This is a genomic window from Hyphomonas sp. UBA3601, from assembly GCF_002375605.1.
Classification (GTDB): domain Bacteria; phylum Pseudomonadota; class Alphaproteobacteria; order Caulobacterales; family Hyphomonadaceae; genus Hyphomonas.
Genome location: NZ_DFME01000046.1, coordinates 24,491 through 28,036 on the forward strand (window position 1 = coordinate 24,491; position 3,546 = coordinate 28,036).

The 3,546-nt window shown below is 58.3% G+C and carries 4 protein-coding genes and 1 pseudogene; 2 read left to right on the top strand and 3 right to left on the bottom strand.

Annotated elements, in window-relative coordinates; genetic code table 11:
* The 3 genes and pseudogenes from B4F73_RS05250 to B4F73_RS05260 all read right to left on the bottom strand — a co-directional run.
* Nucleotides 1-268, bottom strand: a pseudogene (locus tag B4F73_RS05250) (beta-hexosaminidase); the annotation flags it as partial.
* Nucleotides 268-1,098 (bottom strand): SPOR domain-containing protein, encoded by an 831-nt coding sequence (locus B4F73_RS05255; RefSeq protein ID WP_290482661.1) that lies wholly within the window; start codon nucleotides 1,096-1,098, stop codon nucleotides 268-270. The pseudogene B4F73_RS05250 and the gene B4F73_RS05255, both read right to left, overlap by 1 nt.
* 134 nt (nucleotides 1,099-1,232) lie before the next feature.
* Entirely contained in the window at nucleotides 1,233-2,405 is a 1,173-nt protein-coding gene (locus tag B4F73_RS05260; RefSeq protein ID WP_034812792.1) for a deoxyguanosinetriphosphate triphosphohydrolase, read from the bottom strand.
* Nucleotides 2,406-2,432: 27 nt separating this feature from the next.
* On the opposite strand from B4F73_RS05260, the gene erpA reads away from it, so the two are divergent.
* Both erpA and B4F73_RS05270 read left to right on the top strand, forming a co-directional pair.
* Nucleotides 2,433-2,774 (top strand): iron-sulfur cluster insertion protein ErpA, encoded by a 342-nt coding sequence (gene erpA / locus B4F73_RS05265; protein ID WP_290482662.1) that lies wholly within the window; start codon nucleotides 2,433-2,435, stop codon nucleotides 2,772-2,774.
* 58 nt (nucleotides 2,775-2,832) lie between these two features.
* A partial coding sequence (locus tag B4F73_RS05270) for an epoxide hydrolase family protein (RefSeq protein ID WP_290482663.1) occupies nucleotides 2,833-3,546 on the top strand: 714 nt, incomplete at its 3' end.

The window sequence follows — 3,546 nt, forward strand, 5'->3', positions numbered from 1 at the left end:
AAATATCGGCATAGTCCTGACCACGCGGAAAAAGAGGCCATTCAGGCGCCTTCAACCTTGCCACACGTCCACCCTCCTGATCGATAAAGATCAGGCACGGCCGATTCATCGCGTTCCAGATGTCATCGACGAGGCTTCGGACTTGGGTCCGCGATACGCAGGAGCGGCCCATCAGGATGACCCCCCAAGGCTGCTCGGCGGCGAACAGTGTCGCTTCCTCCTTCGTGAGCACAGGCCCCGAAACGCTGAGGATGCAAGCCTTGATCACTATCCTGTCACCACAATGCAATTGTCACCGCCGGCCTTCACCGCATCACAGAATTTCGATGCTTCAGACCGTTCCGCAAAGCTGCCGACGCGCAACCGATAGAAGACACCCTTGGCTCCAAGATCGGCTCGTTGAATACGCTTCTGAGCACTCCGGTAGAGGCCGGGCTTTGTACTGTTCATTTTCGTCCAGGCGGTTTCAGCGGCGTCTTGTGAGCGGAAAGCTGCCAACTGGACGAGGTAAATACCATCATCGGTAAAGGCAAACTGTGAGGACGCTTCGCTGGCGGCCGGCGCCTTCCGCGGCGCGGGAGCAGGCGCCTGCACCACCGGATTCGTTGGCACGACACGCAGGGTCTCTTCCTCATCCTCTGGCATCGCCTCCAGGTCAGCCAGTGCGCGTACTTGCGCATCATCAGGCTCGATGCCTTCCCGGCCTGGCCTGAGCTCAATTGGGGGGCCGCCTTGCAGCGCATCACCACCTTCAGTGCCATTTGCAGCGAAGTCGGTGCCCGGCTCCACTGTACGCTCGGAGTCATCCATCTGATCGTAGAAGCGCTTGTCAGTGTCTGGGACTGCAACACCTTCACGATCTTCAGGCGCACGCTTGTAGGGCTCTTTATCGGCGATTACGCTGGGGATACCGGCACCGTTGTCCCGAACTCCCTGACGATATGTGTTCCAAACAACTGCGCCGAAGACGAGCAAGACCCCCACGGCAAGCGCCAGGATGAGCGGTCCGCGCGTGGAATCGTCCTCGCGAACATCAAATCCGCGGTAATCGTCTTCGAACGGGGAATAATCCCGCTCGTCGTCCCGATATCGCCCCATGGAATCATCCTCAGATTAGGTTCACAGAGTTAAGATTACGGCGTGTTTCGTTAACGACACTTGAATATTCAAGAGCTTTCACAGGTCTCGGCGCCTGCAACGCTTTAAAACCGGTAAATGTGATGACAGTGCGGCTAGCGCAGTACATCCGGATGATAAAGCCGCCGGTGTTCCTCGATTGCGTAGGAATCTGTCATCCCGGCGATATAGTCACAAACAATGCGCGCTCGGCGCGCTTCGTTGGCCTGTGACGCATCTTGCCGCCACGGGCTCGGCAGCGTGTCAGGCTCACTCAGGAAAATCTGAAACAGCTCGGCGAGCATGCGTTTGGCTTTGCTGCGCATGCGGTTGACTGTGTAGTGTTTGTACATCCGCTCATACAGAAAGGCGCGCAGCGCCCGCTGACGGCTTTCCAGCTCCTCCGAAAATGCAACGAGTGGCACATCCATGGCGCGCACTTCCGCGGCGCTCTGTGGCGCGTACTGCTTCGCGCGCCGGCCCGTCTCGGCGGTCAGGTCGTTGACCCACAGGCCGATCAGGCGACGAACCGCCTCATAGGAGACCATCCGGTCGCTTAAATGCGCATATTCCAATTTCACCGCGCGGAACTCGTCTCCGACAATCGGCAAATCCATCAGATCGTCAATCGTGAACAGGCCAGCGGCGATACCGTCATCAATATCATGATTATTGTAGGCGATGTCGTCTGACAGTGCAGCCACCTGCGCTTCCGGACCTGCAAACTGGTGCGGCTCCAAGTCCATGAAGTTCGCATATTCCCGAAAAGCGGCCGGTAGCGATTCCACCGGTGTATCGCGCGTCACCATCGGGCCATTGTGCTTTACGAGGCCCTCCAGCAGCTCCCAGGTCAGGTTCAGGCCCTCGAAATTGGGGTATCGGACCTCCAGCTTGGTAACGATGCGCAGCGTCTGGGCGTTATGATCAAACCCCTCATAGTCCGCCATGCACGCGTCCAACTGGTCCTCGCCCGCATGTCCGAAGGGCGGGTGGCCCATATCGTGGGCGAGCGCCAACGCTTCGGCGAGGTCTTCGTCCAGACCGAGCGTACGGGCAATACTGCGGGCAATCTGGGCCACTTCGAGTGAATGCGTCAGGCGGGTGCGGAAATGATCGCCCTCATGTGCGACAAACACCTGTGTCTTCTGCTTCAATCGCCGGAAGGCGGTCGAGTGGATAATCCGGTCTCGATCACGCTGGAAAGGCGTTCGAGTCGCCGATGGCGCCTCCGGGAAATACCGGCCGCGGCTATCTTCGTGCCGGGTGGCATACACTGATCTCTTTTCCATTGGCTCGGGAATCCCTATGTTGAGGTCATGAGCACGACAACTGCCCCCGATGTGACCCTTACAGCCTCGGCTGCCAAGCGGATTAATGCGATTCTGGCCAAACAGGACGGCGTTGATTTTCTGCGCGTCTCCGTCGAAGGCGGCGGATGTTCAGGCTTTTCCTATAAGTTCGACTTCGACCAAGCGGTCAAGGAAGACGATATCGTCCTGGAACGCGATGGCGCAAAAGTGTTGATCGACGAAATGAGCCTCGAATTCCTGAAGGGCTCACAGATCGATTTCACGACCGAACTGATTGGTGCTGCCTTCAAGATCAGCAACCCGAATGCTACGGCGGCTTGCGGCTGCGGAACCAGTTTCTCGATTTAACTTGCTTCGCCCCACGGCATGTCCGCTAGCTGGATGACACCCTAGCGAGGAGACAAACATGCCGACCGCTCAGCCCTACCGCATCGACATTCCCCAGGAAAAGCTCGACGCCATCATGGCGCGGGTGAAAGCCTATGACTGGTTTCCAGCCCCGGCCAATGAAGAAGGCTTTGCCTACGGCATGTCCACACCGGTGATGAAAGACATCCAGCGCTATTGGATTGCAGGCTATGATTGGCGCAAATCAGAAGAGATCCTGAACAAGTATCCCAGCTACAAAGTCGAGATTGATGGTCAGATGATTCACTTTGTCCATGTCGTGGGCGAAGCTGGCGGGCGGCGCCCCCTGCTCATCACACATGGGTGGCCGGGTTCAGTTTTTGAATTTTGGGAAGCGATCGCGCCCCTGGCCTTTCCATCCCGCTATGGCGGCAAGGCCGAAGATGCTTTTGACCTGATCATCCCTTCCCTGCCCGGTTACGGATTTTCAGGGCGGCCAAAATCCCCGATCGGACCCCGAGGCACGGCCGCGCTTTGGGACACTCTGATGCGCGACATACTGAAATATGACACCTATCTCGCTCAGGGCGGCGACTGGGGCAGTATGGTGACCTCCTGGCTCGGCTTCAATCATGGCACAGTCGATGGCAAGGGCGGTTGCCGCGCGATCCATCTGAACATGGTCGGCTTCCGCCCGACACCCGCCACGCCGCAGACCGAGGCCGAAGGCGAATGGCTGGCCGCGTCGCAGGGCGCCATGCAGCGCGAAGGC